Origin of the sequence: Pseudomonas anatoliensis (assembly GCF_017976235.1) — a bacterium.
Lineage (GTDB): Bacteria > Pseudomonadota > Gammaproteobacteria > Pseudomonadales > Pseudomonadaceae > Aquipseudomonas > Aquipseudomonas anatoliensis.
In genome coordinates this window covers 86,431-111,318 of sequence record NZ_JACVHC010000007.1, presented here as the reverse complement: position 1 = coordinate 111,318, position 24,888 = coordinate 86,431, and the positions used below count along the sequence as shown (strand labels likewise).

At 59.5% G+C, this 24,888-nt stretch carries 22 protein-coding genes; 17 read left to right on the top strand and 5 right to left on the bottom strand.

The features are described from left to right. Positions 1-50 precede the first annotated feature (50 nt). Positions 51-1,223: an MFS transporter gene (locus tag ICA16_RS22155; RefSeq protein WP_210701579.1), complete on the bottom strand. Its 1,173-nt coding sequence runs from the start codon at positions 1,221-1,223 to the stop codon at positions 51-53. Between the two features lie 242 nt (positions 1,224-1,465). Here ICA16_RS22155 and ICA16_RS22150 point away from each other — a divergent pair, with 242 nt between their 5' ends. From ICA16_RS22150 to ICA16_RS22140, 3 genes are all read left to right on the top strand, one after another. Next, positions 1,466-2,266 (top strand): glucose 1-dehydrogenase, encoded by an 801-nt coding sequence (locus tag ICA16_RS22150; protein WP_210701578.1) that lies wholly within the window; start codon positions 1,466-1,468, stop codon positions 2,264-2,266. Continuing rightward, positions 2,259-4,085 carry a glycoside hydrolase family 15 protein gene (locus ICA16_RS22145; RefSeq protein ID WP_210701577.1) on the top strand — a complete coding sequence of 609 codons (1,827 nt, stop codon included), beginning with the start codon at positions 2,259-2,261 and terminating at the stop codon, positions 4,083-4,085. The genes ICA16_RS22150 and ICA16_RS22145 overlap by 8 nt, the downstream gene beginning before the upstream one ends. Before the next feature lie 379 nt (positions 4,086-4,464). Then, positions 4,465-4,854, top strand: coding sequence for a hypothetical protein (locus ICA16_RS22140; protein WP_150616702.1), 390 nt, complete (start codon positions 4,465-4,467; stop codon positions 4,852-4,854). Positions 4,855-4,893: 39 nt separating this feature from the next. On the opposite strand, the gene ICA16_RS22135 is transcribed toward ICA16_RS22140, so the two are convergent. After that, the gene (locus tag ICA16_RS22135) at positions 4,894-5,889 is read right to left on the bottom strand and encodes a GlxA family transcriptional regulator (protein WP_210553580.1); all 996 of its coding nucleotides are present in this window, start codon (positions 5,887-5,889) and stop codon (positions 4,894-4,896) included. 89 nt (positions 5,890-5,978) lie between these two features. Between ICA16_RS22135 and inhA the strand changes: the two genes are divergently transcribed. The 3 genes from inhA (at position 5,979) to ICA16_RS22120 (ending at position 9,301) form a co-directional block, all read left to right on the top strand. Then, positions 5,979-6,665, top strand: coding sequence for an isonitrile hydratase (gene inhA, locus ICA16_RS22130; protein ID WP_210701575.1), 687 nt, complete (start codon positions 5,979-5,981; stop codon positions 6,663-6,665). 177 nt (positions 6,666-6,842) lie between these two features. After that, the gene (locus ICA16_RS22125; RefSeq protein ID WP_210701573.1) at positions 6,843-7,634 is read left to right on the top strand and encodes a CPBP family intramembrane glutamic endopeptidase; all 792 of its coding nucleotides are present in this window, start codon (positions 6,843-6,845) and stop codon (positions 7,632-7,634) included. Positions 7,635-7,735: 101 nt separating this feature from the next. Further along, a complete protein-coding gene (locus ICA16_RS22120; protein ID WP_210701572.1) occupies positions 7,736-9,301 on the top strand; it encodes a methyl-accepting chemotaxis protein in 1,566 nt (521 codons plus the stop codon). 273 nt (positions 9,302-9,574) lie between these two features. Here the strand turns inward: ICA16_RS22120 and ICA16_RS22115 are convergent, their stop codons facing one another. Both ICA16_RS22115 and ICA16_RS22110 read right to left on the bottom strand, forming a co-directional pair. Then, complete coding sequence (locus tag ICA16_RS22115; RefSeq protein WP_210701570.1) at positions 9,575-9,940, bottom strand: DUF6124 family protein; 366 nt, start codon at positions 9,938-9,940, stop codon at positions 9,575-9,577. Between the two features lie 960 nt (positions 9,941-10,900). Further along, positions 10,901-11,581: an alpha/beta family hydrolase gene (locus ICA16_RS22110; RefSeq protein WP_210701569.1), complete on the bottom strand. Its 681-nt coding sequence runs from the start codon at positions 11,579-11,581 to the stop codon at positions 10,901-10,903. Positions 11,582-11,675: 94 nt separating this feature from the next. Here ICA16_RS22110 and ccoN (ICA16_RS22105) point away from each other — a divergent pair, with 94 nt between their 5' ends. From ccoN (ICA16_RS22105) to ccoP (ICA16_RS22070), 8 genes are all read left to right on the top strand, one after another. Continuing rightward, positions 11,676-13,100, top strand: coding sequence for a cytochrome-c oxidase, cbb3-type subunit I (gene ccoN, locus ICA16_RS22105; RefSeq protein ID WP_150601382.1), 1,425 nt, complete (start codon positions 11,676-11,678; stop codon positions 13,098-13,100). Positions 13,101-13,110: 10 nt separating this feature from the next. Next, positions 13,111-13,719 (top strand): cytochrome-c oxidase, cbb3-type subunit II, encoded by a 609-nt coding sequence (gene ccoO, locus ICA16_RS22100; RefSeq protein WP_042558545.1) that lies wholly within the window; start codon positions 13,111-13,113, stop codon positions 13,717-13,719. 3 nt (positions 13,720-13,722) lie between these two features. Further along, the gene (locus tag ICA16_RS22095) at positions 13,723-13,938 is read left to right on the top strand and encodes a cbb3-type cytochrome oxidase subunit 3 (RefSeq protein ID WP_150616713.1); all 216 of its coding nucleotides are present in this window, start codon (positions 13,723-13,725) and stop codon (positions 13,936-13,938) included. Beyond that, positions 13,935-14,885 carry a cytochrome-c oxidase, cbb3-type subunit III gene (gene ccoP / locus ICA16_RS22090; protein WP_210701568.1) on the top strand — a complete coding sequence of 317 codons (951 nt, stop codon included), beginning with the start codon at positions 13,935-13,937 and terminating at the stop codon, positions 14,883-14,885. The genes ICA16_RS22095 and ccoP (ICA16_RS22090) overlap by 4 nt, the downstream gene beginning before the upstream one ends. A gap of 484 nt (positions 14,886-15,369) precedes the next feature. Further along, complete coding sequence (gene ccoN / locus ICA16_RS22085) at positions 15,370-16,812, top strand: cytochrome-c oxidase, cbb3-type subunit I (RefSeq protein WP_042558542.1); 1,443 nt, start codon at positions 15,370-15,372, stop codon at positions 16,810-16,812. Continuing rightward, positions 16,812-17,420, top strand: a complete 609-nt coding sequence (gene ccoO, locus ICA16_RS22080) for a cytochrome-c oxidase, cbb3-type subunit II (protein ID WP_150601379.1) — start codon at positions 16,812-16,814, stop codon at positions 17,418-17,420. Before ccoN (ICA16_RS22085) ends, ccoO (ICA16_RS22080) begins: the two co-directional genes overlap by 1 nt. 5 nt (positions 17,421-17,425) lie before the next feature. Beyond that, positions 17,426-17,611: a CcoQ/FixQ family Cbb3-type cytochrome c oxidase assembly chaperone gene (locus ICA16_RS22075; RefSeq protein ID WP_003175465.1), complete on the top strand. Its 186-nt coding sequence runs from the start codon at positions 17,426-17,428 to the stop codon at positions 17,609-17,611. Next, a complete protein-coding gene (gene ccoP, locus ICA16_RS22070) occupies positions 17,608-18,591 on the top strand; it encodes a cytochrome-c oxidase, cbb3-type subunit III (protein WP_210701567.1) in 984 nt (327 codons plus the stop codon). The genes ICA16_RS22075 and ccoP (ICA16_RS22070) overlap by 4 nt, the downstream gene beginning before the upstream one ends. A gap of 74 nt (positions 18,592-18,665) precedes the next feature. Here ccoP (ICA16_RS22070) and ICA16_RS22065 read toward each other — a convergent pair whose 3' ends face one another. After that, positions 18,666-19,682 (bottom strand): metallophosphoesterase family protein, encoded by a 1,017-nt coding sequence (locus tag ICA16_RS22065; RefSeq protein ID WP_210701566.1) that lies wholly within the window; start codon positions 19,680-19,682, stop codon positions 18,666-18,668. A gap of 643 nt (positions 19,683-20,325) precedes the next feature. On the opposite strand from ICA16_RS22065, the gene ccoG reads away from it, so the two are divergent. The 3 genes from ccoG to ICA16_RS22050 all read left to right on the top strand — a co-directional run bounded on the left by ccoG (position 20,326) and on the right by ICA16_RS22050 (position 24,872). Further along, complete coding sequence (gene ccoG / locus ICA16_RS22060; RefSeq protein ID WP_150616717.1) at positions 20,326-21,741, top strand: cytochrome c oxidase accessory protein CcoG; 1,416 nt, start codon at positions 20,326-20,328, stop codon at positions 21,739-21,741. Positions 21,742-21,752: 11 nt separating this feature from the next. After that, positions 21,753-22,292: a FixH family protein gene (locus tag ICA16_RS22055; protein ID WP_210701565.1), complete on the top strand. Its 540-nt coding sequence runs from the start codon at positions 21,753-21,755 to the stop codon at positions 22,290-22,292. A 129-nt stretch (positions 22,293-22,421) separates the two neighbouring features. Continuing rightward, on the top strand, positions 22,422-24,872 hold the full coding sequence (locus ICA16_RS22050) for a heavy metal translocating P-type ATPase (RefSeq protein WP_210701564.1): 2,451 nt from the start codon (positions 22,422-22,424) through the stop codon (positions 24,870-24,872). Positions 24,873-24,888 lie beyond the last annotated feature (16 nt).

Here is a 24,888-nt window from a genome sequence, read left to right as displayed (position 1 = left end):
TCTGTAAAAGAGAACGTATGAGGCCTGACCGGAATTAGTCCGCGGATCGATCACTTCAAATGCCGGAAGCTCTGCACCGCAGAGCCCAGCACCACCGCCCCCGCCGCAATCGCCAGCCAGAATCCGCTGCGGGCGCCAAACGCATCCACCAGCCAACCCGACCCGGCGGCGCCTACCGCCACGCCAATACTCAAACCGGTCACCAGCCAGGTCAGCCCTTCGGTGAGTTTGGCCGGTGGCACGATGCGCTCGATCAACGCCATCGCCACAATCAGCGTCGGCGAGAAGAACAGCCCGGCAATGAAAACCGCTACCGACAAGCCAAAAATGTTGCTCGCCAGCAACAGCGGCAACGTGGTCACTGCTGTCGCCACTCCGCCGTACAGAAACAGTCGCGGCAACGGCAGTTTCGAACGCATCGCGCCGAACGCAATCCCCGCCAGACAGGAGCCGATCGCATACACCGACAGCACAATACTCGCCGCCGCCGGTTGCCCTTGTTGCTGAGCGAACGCGACGCTGACCACATCGATCACACCGACGATGATGCCCATGGCGATCATCAATGCCAGCAGCCATTGAATGTCGGTCGAGCGAATGATCGAAGCATGATGCCCGGACGCATGCGGATGCACGGGTGGTTCGGTGCTGCGCTGCGCTACAAATGCAGTCACGCCAATCGTCAGCGCCAACAGTGCCGCCAACGGTCCGGCCTCGGGAAACACTGCAACGCACAACCCCACCGACAGCGGCGGGCCGACGATAAAACAGACCTCGTCAAGCACCGACTCCAGCGCATACGCCGTCTGCAATTGTGGCTGGCCACGATAGATTTCAGTCCAGCGCGCCCGCACCATCGCCGACATGCTCGGCATGCAACCGGCCAGCGCGGCGAAGATGAACAGCGTCCAGGTCGGCGCCTGCAGACGCGTGCACAGCAGCAACATCAACAGCGCCCCGCCGCCGATCAACGCCGACAGCGGCAGAATCCGTCCCTGGCCAAACCGGTCGACCAGCCGTGACACCTGCGGCGCGCAAAACGCCGTGGCCAAGGCAAACGTCGCCGCCACCGCACCGGCCAACGCGTACCCGCCGTACAGCTGCGAAAGCATGGTGATCACGCCGATGCCGGTCATGGAAATCGGCATGCGCGCAATCATCCCGGCCAGCACAAAATTGCGGGCGCCGGGGGCATTGAATAATTCGCGGTAGGGGTTTGCCATCGGTCACAGCCTCATCAGGGGCGGCCAAGTTGCCATATGGATGAGGGGCGTGGAAGCGGGGAATTGTTGGTGGAATGTGAAGGGCCTAAAGATCAAAAGATCGCAGCGTGCCGCAGCTCCTACAGGTGAATGTGATCATCTGTAGGAGCTGCGGCACGCTGCGATCTTTTGATCTTCTGGCTGAACTCTCAAGGCTGGCCGTCGGTCAGCTGAATAGGCCCTCACACAAGGCGCGCCTTTGCATGCAGATCTCCCTAGCCAGACAAGTTGCACTCATCACCGGCGCCAGCTCCGGCATCGGCCACGCGGCCGCCAAAGCACTGGCCGCCGCTGGCGCTGCAGTGGTCATCAACTACAACCGCCAGGCCGAACCCGCCGAAGCTCTCGCCCGACAAATCATCGCTGACGGCGGTCAGGCGCTGGCCATCGGCGCCGATGTATCGAAGGAAGACGAGGTCGAACGGCTGTTCGCCCAGACCCTCGACGCCTTCGGCTCACTGGACATTCTGGTGGCCAATTCCGGACTGCAAAAAGACGCCGCAGCGGTGGACATGACCCTGGATGACTGGAACGCGGTGATCGGCGTCAACCTCACCGGCCAGTTCCTCTGCGCCCGCGCTGCATTGCGGATTTTCAATCGTCAGGGCGTTCGCGAGGGTGTGTCCCGCGCCGCCGGCAAGATTATTCACATGAGTTCGGTGCACCAGCGCATTCCGTGGGCCGGGCACGTCAATTACGCCGCGTCCAAGGGTGGCGTCGATCAGTTGATGCAGACCCTCGCGCAGGAAGTCAGCCATCAGCGCATCCGCATCAACGGCATTGCGCCGGGGGCGATTCGTACGGCCATTAATGAAAAAGCCACGGAAGGTGCAGCGGCTGAAAAGCTGCTTGAGCTGATTCCCTATGGGCGTATCGGCGACGTAGATGACGTCGCCAACGCCGTGGTTTTCCTCGCCTCCGACGCCGCCGATTACATCGTCGGCACCACCCTGTTCATCGACGGCGGCATGAGTCTCTATCCGGAGTTTCGCGGCAATGGCTGAGCATCATCAAGAACGACAAAGCCCGATCGACGCCCACGGCATCATCGGCGATATGCGCAGCGCGGCGCTGGTCAACGACAAGGGCAGCGTGGATTTTTTCTGCTGGCCGGAGTTCGACAGTCCGTCGATCTTTTGCTCGTTGCTGGACTCGCCAGACGCGGGGATTTTCCAACTCGCACCGGACTTGCCCGATGCGCGACGTGAGCAGATTTACCTGCCCGACACCAATGTCCTGCAAACCCGCTGGCTCAGCGAATTTGCAGTGGTGGAAATCACCGACATGCTGCCAGTGGGCGACAGCGAAGATGACCTGCCGCTGCTGATGCGCCGCGTGCGCGTGGTCAGTGGCGAGGCAACGTTCCATATGCGCTGCGCCGTGCGCCACGACTACGCCCGCGCAAACACGCGCGCGCAGGCGGATCAGAAAGATGTCCTGTTCAGCGCAACCGGACAACCGACGCTGCGTCTGGCGTCGAATCAGCCGATGCAGATTGACGCCGACGCAGCTGTCGCACGCTTCACGCTGAAACAGGATCAGACGGCCGGGTTCATGCTCGGCGCGACCGACGACCCGCGTTTCGTCGAGGGCGCCGGCGATTTCTGTATGGAACGCACGCTGAAGTTCTGGCGCGAATGGATCGGCCAGTCGATCTACCGCGGACGCTGGCGCGAAATGGTCAACCGCTCGGCGCTCGCGCTCAAGCTGCTGACCTCACGCAAACACGGCGCGATCCTCGCCGCCGCCACTTTCGGCCTGCCGGAGACCCCGGGCGGCGAGCGTAACTGGGATTACCGCTACACCTGGATCCGCGATGCCTCGTTTACCGTTTACGCGTTCATGCGCCTGGGGTTTGTCAGCGAAGCCAACGCCTACATGGGCTGGCTGCGCGGACGGGTCAGTGATTGCTGCGGCCAGCCGATGAAACTGAACATTCTGTATGGCATCGACGGTCAACAGGAACTGCCGGAAACCGAACTTGCGCATCTGTCGGGGCATGGCGGCGCGAAACCGGTGCGCATCGGCAACGGCGCGTATGACCAGATTCAGCTGGATATCTTCGGCGAACTGATGGACGCGGTGTATCTGGTCAACAAGTACGGCGACGCCATTTCCCACGAAGGCTGGAAACATGTGCGCGAAGTTGTCGACCAGGTGTGTGAGACATGGCAGACCAAGGATGTAGGCATTTGGGAAATGCGCGGTGAGCAGCATCACTTTTTGCACTCACGGCTGATGTGCTGGGTGGCGCTGGACCGAGCGATTCGCCTCGCCTCGAAGCGCTCGTTGCCGGCACCGTTCGCCCAATGGGACCAGACCCGCCAGGCGATCTACGCCGACATCTGGGACAACTTCTGGGATGAAGAGCGCGGGCATTTCGTCCAGTACAAGGGCGGCACCGCACTCGACGGCTCGATGCTGTTGATGCCGCTGGTGCGTTTTGTCAGCGCCAAGGATCCACGCTGGCTATCGACCCTTGAGGCCATCGAAAAGAGTTTGGTGCGCGACGGCATGGTTTATCGCTATCGCAACGAAGAGGCAGGCATTGATGGTCTGGCCGGGACCGAAGGCGCATTCGCCGCATGTTCATTCTGGTACGTCGAATGCCTGGCCCGCGCCGGCCAGGTGGAAAAGGCCCATCTGGAGTTCGAACAGCTGCTGCGTTACGCCAATCCGCTGGGGCTGTACGCCGAGGAATTCGACAGCCATGGCCGGCATCTGGGCAATACACCGCAGGCACTGACGCATCTGGCGCTGATCAGTGCGGCAAGTTTTCTCGATCGGCGGTTGAGTGGGGAAAAGAGTGAGTGGCAGCCGTAAAAGTCGCCGGAGTTCGTCGGAAATATCCCGCACGCCTGCTCCAATCAAAGCAGGTCCTACACGCGGCAATCCCCTGTGGTGAGGGGATTTATCCCCGCTGGGCTGCGAAGCGGCCCCTAAACCTGCAAACTCAATACTCAAGAAATACCGCATTCACTGGCTTTGCGACTGCTGCGCAGCCGAACGGGGATAAATCCCCTCGCCACAAAGAATGCAACTTCGTGCCTACAAACATTAAACACCCCCTGTTCCCTCCCTCCCCCGCAACTTGCACTTACACCCCGAAATACCTTGTTGCCAGCTGTTACATCCGCCCCTACCATCCACCGCAACGGGCACAGCGGAGCTGTCCAACAAAACCCGAATTCAAGGAAACAGAATGTCCCAGCACGTCCAGCGCAACATCGACAGCGCCCTACGCACCGGCCTGACCCGCACCCAGCTCTGGGAAGCCGCCGATAAAGGCCTGATCAAATGCTGGGAAATCGGCCGCCAGCGCGCCGCCCGTTTCCCCGACCTCGCCCAACGCTGCCTCGCCAACGAACTGCCCGTCCTCGGCTGGAAAGGTGGCGTTAGCCGCAGCCTGAAGAAAAACGAAAAATACGGCTCACTGAAATACCTCGCGCAGTGGCAAGGTTTGCGTGGGGAAGATCTGGATATCGATTTGGCTGAGGAGCGCTCGTTGACGTGTTCGCGTACGAAGATGGTGGTGACGTTTACGCCGGATCGGACGAAGTATTTTAATCAGGTGGCGGAAGTTGAGGCCTGAATCATCTGTGGCAAAGGAGCTCGCTCCCTCGCCACAGGTTCAGCATCGCGCGATGACTTCAGTGTTGATTGTTGCAGCGCTGACCGAAAACCGCTCCCGATACGCCTGCGGCGTCACCCCAATCGCCCGCAGAAAACTCCGGCGCAATGTTTCCTCACTACCAAACCCGCAATTGGCAGCGATGCGCTTCACCGGCAATCCCGTATCACTGAGCAAGCGCCGGGCCGTTTCGACGCGGATCAGTTCGATCGCACGCGCCGGAGTCTGGCCGGTGTCGGCGCGGTAATGGCGGACGAAGCTGCGTTCGCTCATCCCGGCCTGTTCGGCCAGAGTCGGTACGCCGAGGTCACAGGTCAGGTTTTCGGCGATCCATGCATGCAGCTCATCGAAACGGTTGCCTTGGTTCTGCAGTGATAACGTCACGCTGAACTGTGACTGCCCGCCCGGGCGTTTGAGGAACACCACCAGATGGCGGGCGACGTCCAGGGCGATGTCGCTGCCGAGGTCTTGCTCGACCATCGCCAGTGCCAGATCGATGCCTGCGGTAACCCCCGCCGAAGTCCAGACCGGGCCGTCGTTGATGAAGATCGGATTGGCCTCGACCTGCAACTTCGGATGCTGCTGCGCCAGTTGCTCGCAACGCGTCCAGTGAGTGACGACGCGTCGACCGTCGAGCCAGCCGCTGGCCGCCAACAGAAATGCGCCGGTACACACCGAAGCCACGCGCCGGCATTTCGCTGCATGTTGGCGTACCCAATCCACCAACGGCAGATCCTCCGCGGCCGGATAAATGCCCCAGCCGCCGGCGATGATCAGCGTATCGCTGGCCTCTTGAGGTAGCGGTTCGGCAAGCACCGCCAGCCCCGCGGACGACATCACCGCTCCGCCTTCGCTGGCGATCACACTTGGCGCATAAGGCGTCGGCAGGCCGCGTTGACGACAGAGGTCATTGGCCGAAGCAAACACTTGCAACGGGCCGGTGACGTCGAGGATCTGCATGTTGGCAAACGCGAGTACGTGAATGGCTTTGGGCATTTGGCGTAATTCGTGGGGTGATTGGCGTATGCGCCAGAACCTACGCGCCTACAGTGAAGCCGTCCACCCCCTCAATGGAGAAAAACCCCATGACGTTGCAGATCGGTTTTCTGTTGTTTCCGCAGGTTCAACAACTCGACCTGACCGGTCCTTATGACGTGCTCGCGTCGTTGCCGGGTGTGCAGGTGCATCTGATCTGGAAGGATCTGATGCCGGTCACGGCCAGCACCGGTCTGGTGCTGAAACCGACCACGACCTTCGAGGACTGTCCTGATCTGGATGTGATCTGTGTGCCCGGTGGCGGTGGCGTCGGGCCGTTGATGGAGGATGAGCAGACGCTGGCCTTCATTAAACGCCAGGCCGCGCAGGCGCGTTACGTGACTTCGGTGTGCACCGGCTCGCTGGTGCTCGGCGCGGCGGGTCTGCTGCACGGCAAACGCGCGACGACACATTGGGCTTATCACGACCTGCTACCGACGCTGGGGGCGATTGCCGTGAAGGATCGGGTGGTGCGTGACGGCAATCTGTTTACTGGCGGCGGAATTACCGCAGGGATCGATTTTGCCTTGGTGCTGGCGGCTGAGCTGGTTGATGCCGACACGGCGCAGTTGGTGCAGCTGCAGCTTGAGTACGCTCCGGCGCCGCCATTTAACTCGGGCTCGCCGGATTCAGCGCCGAATGCAATCGTCGATGAGGCCCGGTTGCGAGCGGCGCCATCGTTGAAACTGCGCACGGAAATTACTGAGCGTGCTGCGGCGAAACTCAACCTGCTTTAAAGGCAAGATCAAAAGATCGCAGCCTGCGGCAGCTCCTACAGATCCGGCGTTTATCCGCGCAATTGGCGGCGAATGCGATCCTTGTAGGAGCTGCCGCAGGCTGCGATCTTTTGACTTTTGCTTTCCGCCGCCCAGCCGTGTAGAAAGCCCTTCCACCCATTTTCACAGGGAGTTTCGATGAAGGCTTTGCCTTGGCTTTATCTGGCGCTGCTCAGCCTCGGCTACGGATTGGCGCTCAGCTACGGCCAACTCGGCTGGCTGGCACTGATTTCCGTCGGCCTGCTGCTGTTCGCCGGGTACGCGGTACGCCAGCAACAAGTGCCGTTCGCACGCTACCTCGGCCACGGCCTGTTCATCGTGATGACCTTGGCGTTGGCGATGCATTGGTTGCCGGGTTTTTACAACGGCCGCGCTATTGATCCGCAGCGTTTCACTGATAACGCTGTGCGCTTTTCGATGTACCTGAATCAGGACAAACCACTGGTTGGCTTCTGGCTATTGCTGGTCTGCCCGTGGATTGTCGCGCGACGCTCCTTGCGCCTGACCGTGTACGCCACCGCCCTCGGCCTGACGTTAAGCGCGGCCCTCGCACTCGGTGGTGCGGTGTTGCTTGGCGTTATCGCCTGGGCGCCGAAATGGCCGGATCAGGCGTGGCTGTGGGTGCTGAACAATCTGCTGCTGGTGACGCTGGTCGAGGAAGCGCTGTTTCGCGGCTATATACAAGGCGGTTTCAGCCGACGCTTCAAACACCTGCCGTATGGCGAAAACCTCGCGCTGCTGCTCGCCTCGTCACTGTTCGCGCTGGCGCATGTCGGTGCGGGCTGGACTTGGGTGTTACTGGCGGGACTGGCGGGTGTCGGCTATGGTCTGGCCTACCGTTTCGGCGGACTCGGGGCGGCGATCGCCACACACTTCGGGCTGAATGTGCTGCATTTTGGCTTGTTCACCTATCCGATGCTGGCCGGTTGAGGCAAGCCGCGTTTTGCGACGCCGTGCTGATTACTGAAAGAAAAATTCAATAATTTCCTGCCAGCGCCGACAACCTTTCAAAGCCTTGCGGATTGAAAAACATGCGTAACAACCAGCCCATTACACAACGCGAACGGACCTTCCCGGCTCAGCAACGGTTGATTTCCACAACCGACGCCAAGGGCATGATCACCTACTGCAACGACGCTTTCGTCGAGATCAGCGGGTTTTCGCGTGAGGAACTGATCCGTGCGCCGCACAACCTGGTTCGTCACCCCGACGTCCCGGCTGCGGTGTTTTCGCACATGTGGGGCACACTGAAACAAGGCTTGCCATGGATGGGCATCGTCAAGAATCGCTGCAAGACCGGTGACCATTACTGGGTTAACGCCTATGTAACACCGGTGTTCGACGGCAATCAGGTGATCGGTTACGAGTCGGTGCGGATCAAACCCACCGCCGAACAGATCCGCCGTGCCGAAGCGCTTTACCAACGCATCAACCAGGGCAAGTCGGCGATTCCTTCCAGCGATAAATGGCTGCCGGTGTTGCAAGACTGGCTGCCGTTCATTCTGGTCAGCCAGCTTAGCTTCGTCATCGGCGCAACCCTGAACTCGCAGTGGGGCTTTGCCCTCGCCGCTGGTCTGTCGGTGCCACTCGGCCTATTAGGTCTGCAATGGCAGCAGAGAGGCCTCAAGCGCTTGCTGCGTCTGGCCGAACAGACCACGTCCGACCCGCTGATCGCGCAGATGTACACCGACAGCCGTGGCTCTCAGGCGCGTCTGGAAATGGCGATCCTCAGTCAGGAAGCCCGTCTGAAAACCTGCCTGACCCGACTGCAGGACACTGCCGAGCACCTGACCGATCAGGCCAAGCAGTCCGACGCTCTGGCACACAGCAGCTCGACCGGCCTGGAACGCCAGCGCGTGGAAACCGAACAAGTCGCCACCGCCGTCAACCAGATGGCCGCGACCACGCAGGAAGTGGCCAGCCACGTACAACGCACCGCCGACGCCACTCAGGAAGCCAATCGCCTGACCGGTCGCGGACGCGACATCGCCGGCGAAACCCGCGAAGCCATTCAGCGTTTGTCGGTTGTTGTGGGTGAAACCGGCCTGACCGTCACCCAACTGGCGAAAGACAGCGACGAAATCGGCGGCGTGGTCGATGTGATCAAAGGCATCGCCGACCAGACCAACCTGCTCGCGCTCAACGCCGCCATCGAGGCGGCTCGTGCCGGCGAGATGGGCCGTGGCTTTGCCGTCGTGGCGGACGAAGTTCGTCAACTGGCGCAACGCACCAGCGAATCGACCGGGCAGATTCACGCCCTGATCGCCAAGCTGCAGCAGACTGCTTCGAGCGCTGTGCAAACCATGGAAGCCGGGCATCGCCAGGCCGAAGAAGGTGTGGCGCGGGTGCTGGAAGCGGATCAGGCACTGGTCGGGATCAGCGAAGCGGTGGCTAATATCACCGACATGACCACGCAGATCGCTGCGGCGACGGAAGAGCAAAGTGCGGTGGCTGAAGAGATCAGCCGCAACATCAGCAATATTTCGGAGTTGGCGGATCAGACGTCGGAACAGGCGCATAACTCGGCGTTGCTGAGTGAAGAGCTGACCAAGACGGCGAATACGCAGTACTCGTTGGTGGAGCGGTTTAACCGCTAAAAGCAAAAGATCGCAGCCTTCGGCAGCTCCTACATTGGAATGCATGTTCCTGTAGGAGCTGCCGAAGGCTGCGATCTTTTGATCTTCAAAGCCCGGACGGCGAAAGCTTCCGGGTTTTTTGTTGCCTATGTGAAATCAATGGCATCTGGAAGACCGCCATCGCGAGCAGGCTCACTCCTACAGGGGATCTGCGGTGACCACAGCTTTTGTGCCCGACCACAATCCCTTGTAGGAGTGAGCCTGCTCGCGATGAGGCCATAACAGCCAGCGAAATTACTGAGGCAACTTCAGCTTCTCTAATAGCCGATTGACCAACAGTTCGTTGAGCATGATCACCTGTTGCAGCGCCAGCAGCGGTTTGCGCTCCGGGCCGCCGATTGAGTGGGCGATGTTACCGGCCATGGCATGGGCGTAAGACAGCGACTCGCAGGCTTCGACGAGCAGGGTTTCGTCATCCAGGGTGGGGTCGACGAGAAAGACGGGGCGAAACTTGGGCGAGGTTGGCGGAGCCGCCAGGTCGTCGGGCTTGAGGTAGTAATCGAGGGCGCGATCGGTTGCTTCTTTGATCTTTTGTGGGCTGAGCGCTGGGTCGTGGGGGATTGGATCTGTGGGTGGTGGGTTTGGTGTGATTTTGAACATGGATGAAACTCCTATCGCAGTTTAAGGAGCCATCACTCTCGCTACCAAACGAGTGGGTGGTGGCCATACGCGGGTTGGTAGACCGGCTGCAATAGGAACCCGGCGCTCACGAGTGAGCCCCACGCATGACCACCATAAAGCCAAGCCCCAAGAAAGAGACTCTGTAAGGTGCTGCCACACAGCTATTACAGACGGGCTACCAAACCCGGTCACTGTTTTGCAGTGACAGGTGAACGATATAGCCCGGCACGTATCCGTGTAAGCCGGCGGATTCTGGCGTACGCGTAGGTAACGGCGCAAGGAGTTGTAGGCCCGATGGCGTAACGGGTTGTGTGATTTAAACGTGCTTGCAGGATTGCGTTTACTGATAGAGAAAACTGGAAATTCCCCTGTTGTATTGATGTTGTTTTTGAGGCCGCTTTCGCGAGCAGGCTCGCTCCCACAAAAAGCAACAGCAAGATCAAAAGATCGCAGCCTTCGGCAGCTCCTACAGGAATGATATGTACTACCCGCACGCGGCGCATGCCGCCCCACTCAAAGGATGAGCGTTAGCTCGGCTGCCGCTCTTGATCTTGATCCACGGGCGACGTCGGAAGGCTGAGTGGAGGGATTGATCCGGGGGTGGGAGCGCAGCGACCGTTTGGCGAAGCCAAACACAGCGAGAGGAGGTGCAGCGCAGCAAACCGGAGACGCTGCGCCCGGATCAATTCCGGAGCGAAGGGACCCCGAGCCTCAGCGAGCGGGCCGCACGTAGGAGCAAGCGTTTTTGGTTACTTTTTAGGCGTTTGTAAAAAGTGACCCGCCGTAAGGGCGGAACCCTAAGCGGCCGTTACCGCAGCAATGGATATGTACCCAAAACGAAAACTGTGTCGCAGCTAATATCCATCTCCCTCACCCCAGCCCTCTCCTCCAAGGGGCGAGGGGGAAGGGAGCCGATCTCCATGAAGTTCAGAATCCCGGTCACCCCTTGAGAAATTCGGATACTTTCTGCGCGGCACTGGCCAAATGCTGCTCATGGGTAAATCCCGAAACCTTCAACGGCTTCAAATCATGATCCCCCGCCCCCAACCAAAACACCTCAATCCCCGACGCTAACGAATACCCCTCAACCGCCGCAAGATTGCCAAGCGCATCCCGCTCCCCCTGAACAATCAACGTCCGCGTCTGCAACCCAGCCAAATGCTCAACCCGAGGCTTCTCCGGCTTCCCCACCGCATAAAACGGATACCCCAAACACACCAGCGCATCAGCCCCCAACTCATCCGCCACCAGACTCGCCATCCGCCCGCCCATCGACTTCCCGCCAATGGCCAAAACCCCAGTGACATGACGTCGCACTTCAGCAAACACCTCACGCCAAACTTCCTGCAATTTGGCAGCAGGATTCGGCGGCCGCTTCACCCCATCAACGCGCCGCTGCGCCATATAAGGAAACTCAAACCGCAACACGTTCACCCCAAGTGCAGCAAGGCGCCCAGCCATGTCGTTCATCCACTCACTGTCCATCGGCGCCCCCGCCCCATGCGCAAGGATCAACGTCGCCGAAGCCTCGCCACTGGCGGCGTTCCAAAGCCACCCATGATCACGTACGCACTGCGCCCATTGATCCCCGTCAATACTGGCCTTGTGCTGTTTGTTCATGCTTGCCTCGCTTTTAGTCTGCCTATAACTCCAGGCGAAGGATTTGCGGCTCTTTTGCGCGCGGTCACTTCGGCTGAACCGTGGATGGGGAACCATGAACACTTCTATCAGTACCGCCTACAACTACAAGGTGGTCCGCCAATTCGCCATTATGACGGTGGTGTGGGGCATCGTCGGCATGGGGCTCGGGGTTTTTCTCGCGGCCCAATTGGTCTGGCCCGAGCTCAACTTCGATTTACCCTGGACCAGTTTCGGCCGTCTGCGCCCACTGCACACCAACGCGGTGATCTTCGCGTTCGGCGGCTGCGCGCTGTTCGCCAGTTCGTTCTACTCGGTACAACGCACCTGCCAGACCCAACTGTTTGCGCCAAAGATTGCCGCATTCTGCTTCTGGGGCTGGCAACTGGTGATCCTGTTGGCGGCGATCAGCCTGCCATTGGGTTACACCAGCTCCAAGGAGTACGCCGAACTCGAATGGCCGATCGACATCCTGATCACCATTGTCTGGGTCGCCTACGCGGTCGTGTTCTTCGGCACGATCATGCAGCGCAAGACCAAACACATTTATGTGGGCAACTGGTTCTTCGGCGCGTTCATCATCACCGTGGCGATTTTGCACATCGTCAACAACCTGGAAATTCCGGTCAGTTTTACCAAGTCCTACTCGCTGTACTCCGGCGCCACCGACGCGATGGTGCAATGGTGGTACGGCCACAACGCCGTAGGCTTTTTCCTCACCGCCGGTTTCCTCGGGATGATGTATTACTTCGTGCCGAAACAGGCCGAGCGTCCGGTGTATTCGTATCGCCTGTCGATCGTGCACTTCTGGGCACTGATCACCCTGTACATCTGGGCCGGCCCACACCACTTGCACTACACCGCGCTGCCGGACTGGGCGCAGTCGCTGGGCATGGTGATGTCACTGATTCTGCTGGCACCGAGCTGGGGCGGCATGATCAACGGCATGATGACCCTCTCGGGCGCCTGGCATAAGTTGCGCAGCGACCCGATCCTGCGCTTCCTCGTGGTGTCGCTGGCGTTCTACGGCATGTCGACCTTTGAAGGTCCGATGATGGCGATCAAGACCGTCAACGCCCTCTCCCACTACACCGACTGGACCATCGGCCACGTACACGCCGGCGCTCTCGGTTGGGTAGCGATGATTTCCATTGGCGCGCTGTACCACATGATCCCGAAAATCTTCGGCAAGGCGCAGATGCACAGCGTTGGGCTGATCAACGCGCACTTCTGGCTCGCCACCATCGGCACCGTGCTCTACATCGCTTCGATGTGGGTCAACGGCATCGCTCAGGGCCTGATGTGGCGCGCGGTCAACGAGGACGGCACGCTGACCTACTCCTTCGTCGAAACCCTGGTGGCCAGCCATCCAGGCTTCGTCGTGCGGCTGGTTGGCGGGGCGATCTTCCTCAGCGGCATGTTCCTGATGGCTTACAACACCTGGCGCACAGTGCGGGCCTCGCAGCCTGCTGACGTCGTTGCCGCCGCGCAGATGGCCTGAGGAGTCCGCCATGAAACACGAAACGATTGAAAAGAACGTCGGCCTGCTGATGCTGTTGATGGTGTTCGCCGTGAGCATCGGCGGTCTGACCCAGATCGTCCCGCTGTTCTTCCAGGACGTCACCAACAAACCGGTGGAGGGCATGAAGCCCTACACCGCGCTGCAACTGGAAGGTCGCGACATCTATATCCGCGAAGGCTGCGTCCAGTGTCACTCACAGATGATCCGGCCGTTCCGCGCTGAAACCGAGCGTTACGGGCACTACTCGGTGGCCGGGGAAAGCGTTTGGGATCACCCGTTCCTGTGGGGCTCGAAACGCACCGGGCCGGATCTGGCACGGGTCGGCGCGCGTTACTCGGATGACTGGCACCGCGCGCATTTGTACAACCCGCGCAACGTTGTCCCGGAATCGAAAATGCCGGCCTACCCGTGGCTGGTCACGCAAGCGGTCGACAGCAGCCACACCGAAACCAAGCTCAAGACCATGCGCACCCTCGGCGTGCCGTACACCGACGACGACATCAGCGGCGCGGTGGCCAGCCTCAAGGACAAGACCGAAATGGACGCGCTCATCTCCTACCTGCAAGTGCTCGGCACTGCAATCAAGAGCAAGAGGTGAGCCATGGTCGTTGAAATGAGTGCAGGACTGATTCGTGGCTTAGGCACCGTTGTGGTGTTCGTCGCCTTCGTTGGTTTGACCCTGTGGGTGTTCAACCGCAAGCGCAATCCGGAGTTCGCTGAAGCGCGCCTGCTGCCGTTCGCCGACGAACTGCAACCCGACACTACCCCAGCATCTGAAACAACCCAAGCACCTGAACCAAGGAGTACCCGGCCATGACCACCTTCTGGAGTACGTGGATCTGCGTACTGACCATCGGCAGCCTGATCGGCCTGACGTGGCTGCTGATCGGCACCCGCCGGGGCGAGACCAAGGGCAGCGTCGACCAGACCATGGGCCACAGCTTTGACGGCATCGAGGAGTACGACAACCCGCTGCCGCAATGGTGGTTCATGCTGTTCGCCGGCACCTTGGTATTTTCCGTGGGCTACCTGATCCTTTATCCGGGTCTGGGTAACTGGAAAGGCATCCTGCCGGGTTACGAGGATGGCTGGACCGGCGTGCACGAGTGGGAAAAGGAGATGAACAAGGCTGACGCCAAATTCGGCCCGATCTTCGCCAAGTTCGCCGCCATGCCAGTGGAAGAAGTGGCGAAGGATCCGCAAGCGCTGAAAATGGGCGGCCGTCTGTTCGCTTCCAACTGCTCGGTGTGCCACGGCTCCGACGCCAAGGGCGCGTTCGGCTTCCCAAACCTCGCCGACAGCGATTGGCGCTGGGGCGGCGATGCCGACACGATCAAAACCACCATCATGGGTGGCCGGGTGGCAGCAATGCCGGCCTGGGGCGAGGTGTTGGGCGAAGCGGGCGTGAAGAACGTTGCGGCGTATGTTCGTCACGAACTGGCCGGCTTGCCATTGCCTGCCGACAGCAAGGTTGATCTGCAAGCCGGACAGCAAGCCTTCAGCACCACTTGCGTGGCGTGTCACGGTGCAACCGGTAAAGGCACCGAAGCCATGGGCGCGCCGAATCTGACGCACCCGGCCGGGTTTATCTATGGCACCAGCCTCACTCAGCTTGAACAGACCATTCGCCACGGTCGTCAGGGCCATATGCCAGCGCAAACGGAGCTACTGGGTAATGACAAGGTGCAATTGCTCGCAGCTTATGTGTACAGCTTGAGCCATGGATTGAGCACAGAAAAACTTATTACTGAAGACAATAAATAAACAGCATTGCGTACACCTTTGCCGCACCGATTACGGTGCGGCAGTTTCCTGCCCCTTTGCGACGCATTGTCGCACCCTTCACACCCTCGCCTTTCGGTTCCCCCGATTCGGGTCTACGCTTGCTCGGTGAGGACTGGTTCGCGCCGGTTCCAGGTCGACCCTAACCGCTGTGTTCTGCGAAATGGCTGACTGATGTCGCCGCAAACGCCGGTAGATACCGGCTGTCGAGCCGATTGCCTTCCGTCAGCCGAACGGAGCGTTTGAACACACCTCGTTACAAGCGACCTGAACCCCTCGCTTTTTTCATCCGCTGCGACATTTTGTCCGAGGCTGATTTTGTCCTTACGCGGCGCATGGAAAGGCCGCAGAATCAGCGTTGGAAAGCATTGACCCAGGTCATGGCGCGTTGCAATGACCCCCTGCTTTGCCCATACTTGCGGCCGAATTACATCCTAATAAAATACCCAAACCGTGGAACCTTAGAATGAGCACAGCAATCAGTCCGACTGCTTATAACTATAAGGTAGTCCGCCAGTTCGCCATCATGACGGTGGTCTGGGGGATCCTTGGCATGGGGCTCGGTGTTTTCATCGCCTCGCAACTGGTCTGGCCGGAATTGAACTTCGGTCTGCCGTGGACGAGCTTTGGACGCCTGCGCCCGTTGCACACAAACCTGGTGATTTTTGCCTTCGGTGGTTGTGCACTCTTCGCCACTTCCTACTATGTCGTGCAGCGAACCTGCCAGACGCGACTGATTTCCGACAGCCTCGCCGCCTTCACCTTCTGGGGATGGCAAGCGGTGATCGTCGGCGCGATCATTACCTTGCCGCTGGGTTACACCACCACCAAGGAATACGCGGAACTGGAATGGCCGATCGCCATTTTGCTGGCCATTGTCTGGGTCACCTACGGTCTGGTGTTCTTCGGCACCATCACCAAGCGCAAAACTAAACACATCTATGTCGGTAACTGGTTCTACGGTGCTTTCATCGTCGTGACCGCAATGCTGCACATCGTCAACCACGCTTCCCTGCCGGTGAATCTGTTCAAGTCCTACTCCGCCTACTCGGGCGCGACCGACGCGATGATCCAGTGGTGGTACGGCCACAACGCCGTGGGTTTCTTCCTGACCACCGGCTTCCTGGGGATGATGTATTACTTCGTGCCGAAACAGGCCGAACGTCCGATTTACTCCTATCGCCTGTCGATCGTGCACTTCTGGGCACTGATCACCCTGTACATCTGGGCCGGCCCGCACCACTTGCACTACACCGCGCTGCCGGATTGGGCACAATCGCTGGGCATGGCGATGTCGATCATCCTGCTGGCGCCAAGCTGGGGCGGCATGATCAACGGCATGATGACCCTCTCGGGCGCCTGGCATAAGCTGCGCACCGACCCGATCCTGCGCTTCCTCGTGGTCTCGCTGGCGTTCTACGGCATGTCGACCTTCGAAGGGCCGATGATGGCGATCAAGACCGTCAACTCGCTGTCGCACTACACCGACTGGACCATCGGCCACGTACACGCCGGCGCTCTGGGCTGGGTGGCAATGATCTCGATCGGCGCGATCTACCACATGATTCCGAAACTGTTCGGTCGTGCGCAGATGCACAGTGTCGGCCTGATCAACGCGCACTTCTGGCTCGCGACCATCGGTACCGTGCTCTACATCGCTTCGATGTGGGTCAACGGCATCACCCAGGGTCTGATGTGGCGTGCAATCAACGATGACGGCACCCTCACCTACTCGTTCGTCGAAGCGCTGCAAGCCAGCCACCCGGGCTTTATCGTCCGCGCTCTTGGCGGTGCGTTCTTCGCCAGCGGCATGCTGCTGATGGCTTACAACGTCTGGCGCACCGTGCGCGCCTCGAACCCGGCTGAAGCCGAAGCCGCTGCCCAGATCGCTGTCGTTGGAGCTCACTGATGAAGCATGAAGCTGTCGAGAAGAATATTGGCCTGCTGGCTTTCTTCATGGTCATCGCCGTCAGCATCGGTGGCCTGACCCAGATCGTTCCGCTGTTTTTCCAGGACGTTACCAACAAGCCGGTCGAGGGCATGAAGCCGCGTCCGGCCCTGGAACTGGAAGGCCGCGACGTCTACATCGCTAACGGCTGTGTCGGCTGCCACTCGCAGATGATCCGTCCGTTCCGCGCCGAAACCGAACGCTACGGTCACTACTCGGTTGCCGGTGAAAGTGTCTGGGACCACCCGTTCCTGTGGGGCTCCAAGCGCACCGGCCCGGACCTGGCCCGTGTCGGCGGTCGCTACTCCGATGACTGGCAACGTGCGCACTTGTACAACCCGCGCAACGTGGTGCCTGAGTCGAAAATGCCGGCTTACCCGTTCCTCGTGGAAAACAAGCTCGACGGCAAGGAAACTGCCAAGAAAATGGAGGTCCTGCGTACGCTCGGCGTTCCTTACACCGATGAAGACATCGCCGGTGCTCAGGATGCCGTGAAGGGCAAGACCGAAATGGACGCGCTGGTGGCCTATCTGCAAGGCCTGGGCACCATCATCAAAAGCAAACGGTGAATTAGATGGATATCGGGATGATTCGTGGCCTGGGCACCGTTGTTGTGATGGTGGCCTTTATCGGTCTGGCGTTGTGGGTGTTCAGCCCCAAGCGCAAGTCGGAGTTTGAAGACGCGACCTTGCTGCCTTTTGCGGATGATCCCGAAGCCATCAAGCACGTCGAGCAAGCTTCTAGGAGTAACAAAGAATGACTACATTCTGGAGTCTGTACGTCACAGTCCTCAGTCTTGGCACCATCTTCGCCCTGACCTGGCTGTTGCTGTCGACCCGCAAGGGCCAACGCAGCGAGCAGACGGACGAGACGGTCGGCCACTCGTTCGACGGGATCGAGGAATACGACAACCCGCTGCCGAAATGGTGGTTCATGCTGTTCGTGGGCACCATCATCTTTGCGCTGGGTTATCTGGTGCTGTACCCGGGCCTGGGTAACTGGAAAGGCCTGCTGCCGGGCTACAACTACCTCGATACCGAAAAACAGACTGCATTCGCCAACGGCCAGACCGGCTGGACTGGCGTGCACGAGTGGGAAAAGGAAATGGCCCGTTCGGACGCCAGATTCGGTCCGATCTTCGCCAAGTTCGCAGCCATGCCAATCGAAGAAGTGGCCAAGGATCCGCAAGCGTTGAAGATGGGGGGCCGCCTGTTCGCCTCCAACTGCTCGGTTTGCCACGGTTCCGACGCCAAGGGCGCCTACGGTTTTCCTAACCTGACCGACGCCGACTGGCGCTGGGGCGGCGAAGCGGAAACCATCAAGACCACCATCATGGGCGGCCGTCACGCGGTCATGCCGGCGTGGGCTGAAGTGATTGGCGAGCAAGGCGTGGCTGACGTGGCCGCGTTCGTGGTCACCAACCTCGATGGTCGCAAGCTGCCGGAAGGCGCCAAGGCAGACGTCGCCAATGGCCAGAAGCTGTTCGCCGCCAACTGCGTGGCTTGCCACGGTCCGGCCGGTAAAGGTACGCCAACAATGGGCGCACCTGACCTGACCCACCCGGGCGCGTTCATCTACGGTTCGAGCTTCGCGCAGTTGCAGCAGACCATCCGTTACGGCCGCCAGGGCCAGATGCCTGCGCAAGAACAGCTGCAAGGCAACGACAAGGTTCACCTGCTGGCGGCTTATGTTTATAGCCTGTCGCACGGTGAGAAAGCAGCGGAAGCGAAGGCCGAGTAAGGCCAACGCCTGAAGCAATAAAAAACGGCCCCGTCATTTGACGGGGCCGTTTTGGTTTCAGTCCATGAATACATTCAGCGAACCGGAACAGTGGCGATGACCTTGCGTGATGGCCAGCTGTTGCCGGATACCTGATGCACGTTGATCGACTTTCGATCCGTGGCGAAGCTCGCGATCAAGTAAGTCTGATTTGACGCCCCACCGCTCAGGAAAACGGGCACATCGCCAAAATATTCGCGGGTTCTCCAACTCGTATAACCCCCCGGATCGTTATGGTAGTGACCGGCAAATACGGCAGTCACCTGATAGCGTTCGACCATTGCCCTGAATCGGGCAATTTTTTGATCGTCGCCCTGCCAGCGATCCGGTTTGTGCATATTAAGCAAAATGATCTTGCCCTGACTCTGGGCCTTTTGCAGGTCTCGCTCCAGCCAGTCCAGGGCATCAGTAATTTCGAAATTAACGCGAAACAGAGGAAACCCCGAGACAAACTTTACCGAGTACGTGGGCTCATTATTCAACTGAACCAGATGGACATCGCCAAATGTTTTCGAATAAGCAAGACTTCCATACAACACTTTGGCGCCACTCTCACTGCGCGCCGCCAGGTCCATACTCACTTTCCCCCAATAGCGTTCCTTCAGATCATTGACACTGCCTGCCGCACAGTTATTCTCTGGAAAACTGCAATCATTGATGTTGTTTTCATAATCATGATTACCCAAACCATAATCGTAAATGCCGCTCAACTTGTTATCCAGAATCGACCGGGTAGTGCGACGCTCACCGCCATGACCGAAAGCGGTCATGTCACCATTGATCATGACCGGAATATGGTTCGGATCAACACTGAAGTATTTTCTGAAACTGGCAACGTCCGAGTATTGAGTTTCGATCAGCCAGCGCGAGCGCTTGTCACGCTCGGAAGCGGACTCATCGACGCCGGCATCCGAATTTTCGGTCCAGGGAAACTGTGGATCCGACGTAAATACAATGTGATCAGGCAGCGTAATTGCTGAGGCATTGACCGTTAATGCGGCAACACTCAAAAGCAGGCCACAAAGCAGCCTGATGTTTTTTATAAAGGACATAGAGCACTCTTAAAATCTTTAAAGTTAAGTTATTCAGCACCGCAGTGCTGCCAGTGCAATTTATTCCAGATAGAAACCAAATCAACCCCCACAAGCAGGACAATTAAAAGATGATATTTCCCAACTGTTTTTTCGACCAAAGCCATTGCACTGACTGATAATAAATAACTTTAAAAAACCCGAGTCACACACGGCAACACCATTACATTACGCCAGTACTGCGTTAGCCGATAATTTTCAACAGCGACAACAGCAACACTCAATCTACTATCAGTTTTATAAAACAAAAATGTTCAACTTGAACGAGCAAAACAATGTATTGGACCCAACCCCTCCCGCCGATAACGAAGCCGTCCAAATGGAGGGTGAAGAGGCACACAACCCTGCCCCGCGTCGGCAGCATCTTTCGCTGCGCTTCGGTTGAAAGAGCGGACGGCGGTCCAAAGGATTCGTCTATAGTCAATTGACCTGCATCAGGCTTTTTCGCATTCGCTACACCATCCAGATTTTTTCCCCAACGCGACCAAAGGTCGCACCCGTTCATCGGCGTGACAGGCGTATCATTGCGCCACTGCAACGCCCTTTCTGACCCCGGTTGGCACGTATCGACCGAGGCATTTTTCCACTGCCGTGGGATGCAATGATGAGTAACCAGATTCCGGTACACGACGTCACGCCACCGAGTAAAAACGCGAACAACAGCGTCGATCTTTACGCCTCTCGAGAAAAAATCTACACCCGTGCTTTCACCGGTCTGTTCCGCAATCTGCGGATGATGGGCGGCGCCGGTCTGTTCCTGCTGTATTTCGGTACGGTGTGGCTGAACTGGGGCGGCCATCAGGCCGTGTGGTGGAACCTGCCGGAACGCAAGTTCTTCATTTTCGGCGCAACCTTCTGGCCGCAGGATTTCATCCTGCTGTCGGGAATTTTGATCGTCGCCGCGTTCGGGCTGTTTTTCATCACCGTTTATGCCGGGCGCGTCTGGTGTGGCTACACCTGTCCGCAAAGTGTCTGGACGTGGATTTTCATGTGGTGCGAGAAAGTCACCGAAGGCGACCGCAACCAACGCATAAAGCTCGACAAGGCGCCGATGAGCGGCAACAAGTTTCTGCGCAAACTCGCCAAACACTCGCTGTGGCTGCTGATCGGTTTCGTCACCGGCATGACCTTTGTCGGCTACTTCTCGCCGATCCGCGAACTGGTGTTCGAGTTCTTCACAGGGCAAGCCGATGGCTGGTCGTATTTCTGGGTCGGTTTCTTCACCCTCGCCACCTATGGCAACGCCGGTTGGCTGCGCGAGCAGGTGTGTATCTACATGTGCCCGTACGCACGCTTCCAGAGCGTGATGTTCGACAAAGACACGCTGATCGTTTCCTACGACCCGCGCCGTGGTGAAAGCCGTGGCCCGCGCAAGAAAGGCGTCGATTACAAGGCCATGGGCCTGGGCGACTGCATCGATTGCACCATGTGCGTCCAGGTCTGCCCGACCGGCATCGACATCCGCGACGGCCTGCAGATCGAGTGCATCGGCTGCGCCGCGTGCATCGACGCCTGCGACAGCATCATGGACAAGATGGATTACCCGCGCGGCCTGATCAGCTATACAACCGAACACAACCTGTCCGGCCAGAAAACCCATAAACTGCGGCCACGCCTGATTGGCTATGCCGTGGTGTTGCTGGCGATGATCAGCCTGTTGGCGGCTGCGTTTTTCATGCGCTCGCTGGTCGGTTTCGACGTCAGCAAGGACCGCGTGCTGTACCGCGAGAATGCCGAAGGCCGGATCGAAAACGTCTACAGCCTGAAGATCATGAACAAGGATCAGCGCGACCACACCTATCTGCTGCAAGCCAGTGGTCTGCCGGATCTGCGCCTGCAAGGCAAACGCGAGATCAAGGTCGCCGCCGGGGATATCTTTACCATGCCGGTCGAACTGTCGAGCGCGCCGGAACAATTGCCGTCGAGCACCAACGAGGTGAAATTCATCCTCAAGGATGCCGATGACGACAGCGTCCACGTTGAAGCCAAGAGCCGATTCATCGGCCCACAAATTCGTTGAGAGAACTGAACATGCCCGCAGCAAACGCCGCAAGCCCTTGGTACAAGCACCTCTGGCCATGGATCATCATCGCGATTCTGGCCTGTTCGGTGACGCTGACCCTGTCCATGGTGACCATCGCGGTGAACAACCCGGACAACCTGGTCAACGACAACTACTACGAGGCCGGCAAAGGCATCAACCGTTCGCTGGACCGCGAGTTGCTGGCCCAGACCCTGAACATGCGAGCGACGGTGCAGCTGGATGACGTGACCGGCGAAGTCAATCTGCGTTTGAGCGGCGACAGCCAACCGAAAACCCTCGAGCTGAATCTGATCTCGCCGACTCAGCCGGAGAAGGATCGCAAGATTGTCCTGACCCGCAGCGAAACTGAATCGGGGCGCTACATCGGCCAGTTGAACGATAAAGTCGAAGGTCGCCGCTTTGTGGAACTGCTGGGCACGCAGGATGAGCACATCTGGCGGATGTTCGAGGAAGAACTGGTCAGCCACGACAAGGACCTGCTGCTGGGTGATGAACCGCTGCAAGGCGCGGAAGACCTGAAAAAGTAAACCGCTCCCTGTAGGAGCTGCCGCAGGCTGCGATCTTTTGATTTTGTTTTTAAAGCAAGGTCAAAAGATCGCAGCCTGCGGCAGCTCCTACAGAGGCGGTATTGATTCAGCAGTATTAGTGAATATCCGATGACCACCCCACTCCCCTGCTACCACTGCGCCCTGCCCGTTCCGTCCGGCAGCCGCTTTACCGCCGTCGTACTCGGGGAGCCCCGCGAATTCTGCTGCCCTGGCTGTCAGGCCGTGGCTGAAGCCATCGTTGCCGGCGGGCTCGAAAGCTACTATCAGCATCGCAGCGAAGCCTCGGCCAACCCCGAAGCGCTGCCGGTGCAACTGGTCGATGAACTGGCACTGTATGACCGTGCCGACGTGCAAAAACCTTTCGTCCGCCACGAAGGCGACCTGGCCGAAACCACCCTGTTGATGGAAGGCATCAGTTGCGCCGCCTGTGGCTGGCTGATCGAGAAACACCTGCGCACGCTGCCCGCCGTGGCCGAGGCGCGATTGAACCTGTCCAACCATCGCCTGCACGTGAGCTGGGCCGATGGGCAATTGCCGCTCAGCCAGATCCTCGCTGAACTGCGCCACATCGGTTACGCCGCGCATCCGTATCAGGCTGACCGCGCCAGCGAGCAACTGGCCAGCGAAAACCGTCTGGCCCTGCGTCAACTCGGCGTGGCCGGGCTGCTGTGGTTTCAGGCGATGATGGCGACCATGGCCACCTGGCCGGAATTCAACATCGACCTCAGCCCGGAGCTGCACACCATCCTGCGCTGGGTCGCGTTGTTCCTGACCACGCCGATCGTGTTCTACAGTTGCGCGCCGTTTTTCAAGGGCGCCATGCGTGATTTGCGTACGCGGCATCTGACCATGGATGTCTCGGTGTCGCTGGCGATCGGCAGCGCTTACATCGCCGGAATCTGGACGTCGATCACCGGCGTCGGCGAGTTGTATTTCGATGCGGTCGGCATGTTTGCGCTGTTCCTGCTCGCCGGACGCTATCTGGAACGCCGCGCCCGGGAACGCACTGCGGCCGCCACCGCACAGCTCGTCAATCTGTTGCCTGCCTCGTGCCTGCGTCTTGATGAGACCGGCCAGAGCGAGCGCATCCTCCTCAGCGAGTTGCGGGTGGGCGAGCGAATTCTGGTGCAACCCGGGTCGATCCTGCCGGCGGACGGCAAGATTCTCGACGGCCAGTCGAGCATCGACGAATCACTGCTGACGGGTGAATACCTGCCGCAACCGCGTGCACCGGGCGATGCGGTCACTGCCGGCACACTGAACGTCGAAGGCGCGCTGACCGTGCAAGTGCTGGCCTTGGGGCAAGACACCCGGCTGTCAGCCATCGTTCGTCTGCTGGATCGCGCTCAGGCCGAAAAGCCGCGACTGGCGGAAATCGCCGATCGCGCCGCGCAATGGTTTTTACTGTTGTCACTGATCGCTGCGGCCGCCATCGGCCTGTTGTGGTGGGAGCTGGATTCGTCGCGGGCGTTCTGGATCGTCCTCGCCATGCTGGTCGCAACCTGCCCCTGCGCGCTGTCATTGGCGACACCCACGGCGCTCACCGCTGCCACCGGCACCCTGCACAAACTCGGCCTGCTGCTGACGCGCGGCCATGTGCTGGAGGGTTTGAATCAGATCGACACGGTGATTTTCGACAAGACTGGCACGCTCACCGAAGGTCGCCTGGTGCTGCGCTCGATCCGTCCTCTAGGCGCAATGGACAGCGACCAATGCCTGAGCCTCGCCGCCGCGCTGGAAAACCGTTCGGAACACCCGATTGCCCGTGCGTTCGGCCGTGCACCGTTGGCCGCTGAAGACGTCCATAGCACGCCGGGGCTTGGCCTCGAAGGCGTTGTCGGCGAGCAACGTTTGCGTATCGGCCAGGCTGAATTTGTCTGCGCCCTCAGTGCCGCGGCTACCCCGGCGATGCCGGATGAGCCAGGCCAATGGCTGCTGCTCGGTGATGGTTCCGGGCCACTGGCGTGGTTCGTGCTCGACGATCGTCTGCGCGACGATGCGCCCGCCCTGCTCGCCGCGTGCAAGGCGCGTGGCTGGCGCACGTTGTTGCTGTCCGGCGACAGTTCGCCGATGGTCGCCAGCGTCGCCGCCGAATTGGGCATTGATGAGGCCCGCGGCGGTTTACGCCCGGATGACAAGCTGCAAGTGTTGCAACAGTTGCACAAGGAAGGTCGCAAAGTGCTGATGCTCGGCGACGGCGTCAACGATGTGCCGGTGCTGGCCGCCGCCGACATCAGCGTGGCCATGGGCTCGGCCACCGATCTGGCCAAGACCAGCGCGGATGCAGTGCTGCTGTCCAATCGCCTCGATGCGTTGGTGCAAGCCTTCACGCTGGCGCGGCGCACCCGTCGGGTAATCATCGAGAACCTGCTGTGGGCCACGCTGTACAATGGCCTCATGCTGCCGTTCGCCGCCCTCGGCTGGATCACCCCGGTGTGGGCCGCGGTCGGCATGTCGATCAGTTCGTTGACCGTGGTGCTCAACGCCCTGCGCCTGACTCGCCTGCCGAGTTCGCCGCAAGCCTGCGCCCGATCAGAAACCCGTCCGCTGCCGGCCTGAGCCGCGCGGGCATGGA